Here is a 1,376-nt window from a genome sequence, read left to right as displayed (position 1 = left end):
TGCGGCCAAGATGCTGGGAGCGGGCGGCAGCATGATCTACAACAGCTGCCGCGCCCTCGCGGAACCGGATGTCCGACTCCAGCATGTCATGGGTGCCTGCGCGCTCGCTCCTCGTCATCAGGGCACGCTGTCAGGACAGACGGGGCCCACATACGAACATGATTGGCGACGCTGCGGAGTTTGTCACCGAAGGTGCTGCCGGCATCTGCGTGCACAGTGTATGGCTCGATGTCTTGTGGTTCCCGCCGCCGGAAGAACGCCTGACCAGGCCAGCTCGGGAACAACCTCGCCTTGAACCGGGTGGTCCGAGCCTGCAGCATGATCGAGTGCCACTTGCCAGATACAACAGCCAGAGCCATCGGCAGCGGCAGCACGACGACAGGCACTGTCGGCGGATGACCTAGGCCCCACCGTTGGAGCCACGTGTTGCCAAGTGCGCCCTGCCCCTGATCAGCCGCGCCCGGTCTGCAGAAAGTCCCGCCCAACACAGATTGCGCATCAGCCACCGCCAGAGTGCACAGGCCGATGGTCTGGAACGCTGCACCCCCGGCGCCCAGTGCAACCCGCTCCGGCACATCGGCCGTGACTGCGTCCTGCACGCGCGCGGAGTATGCGTCATCGCCGTGCCCAAGCAACTGCCACCAAACGCGCTCCTCATCGTTCCAGGCTGTGAGCGCGGACTCGTAGGCAATACCCGGGACCAGTCTGACGAGCCCGAGCGCGCGGCCCAACAGCGGCGACTGGGGGCCGAACGGGTCACCATACAACTCGTTGAGTCCCCGGAGAGCGTCCTGGAAGAGGACGGAGTCCTGCAACAACTTTCGCATGTCCTGCAGGGCAGTGCCTCGCTGCGCAGCGCGGGCAACCACGAGCGCGCTGCTCATCCGATCTCATCCCCTCTGGGCGCGCAGAACTGCTTGGGCCGAGCTACGGATTGCGTCGCTCTCTGTCTCTGTCTCTCTCTGTCTCTGCCTCACTCTGTGACCGGTGTAAAAAAAACAGAAGTCGGCACAGAAACTGCGGAAACGCACATGAAACGGAGGTAAAACAGAAGTCGGCACAGAAGTTGCGGAAACACACATGAAACGGAAGTAAAAACAGAAGTCGGCACAGAACTTGCGGAAACGCATGAGATCCGCAAGAGGAATATGTGGAAAAATGAAACCCACGGAACCGCGCGAGATGCGCCACTTGGATAATTCATAAAAAATTGCCACTTGTTGGGTGAACGTCCCCAGTTGCACCCCCACAGACCTCCGACAAGACAGCCCGCTCCCATCCAAGTCGAAGCCATTACATAATACTTCTGCACGACACACCACTGCCGCACGCAGACATACCATCATACACCAGTCAGGGACCCAAAGCGCACGTTC

At 60.8% G+C, this 1,376-nt stretch carries 1 protein-coding gene; it reads right to left on the bottom strand.

The window, feature by feature from the left end; genetic code table 11:
• Nucleotides 1–86: 86 nt before the first annotated feature.
• Nucleotides 87–884, bottom strand: coding sequence for a hypothetical protein (locus ABWQ00_RS16080; protein WP_353239666.1), 798 nt, complete (start codon nucleotides 882–884; stop codon nucleotides 87–89).
• Between the last annotated feature and the right edge of the window lie 492 nt (nucleotides 885–1,376).

Origin of the sequence: Limnohabitans sp. (genome assembly GCF_040400975.1) — a bacterium.
Classification (GTDB): Bacteria; Pseudomonadota; Gammaproteobacteria; order Burkholderiales; family Burkholderiaceae_C; genus Limnohabitans_A.
The sequence above is the reverse complement of the archived record's forward strand: the minus strand, read 5'-3'. Positions and strand labels throughout refer to the sequence as shown.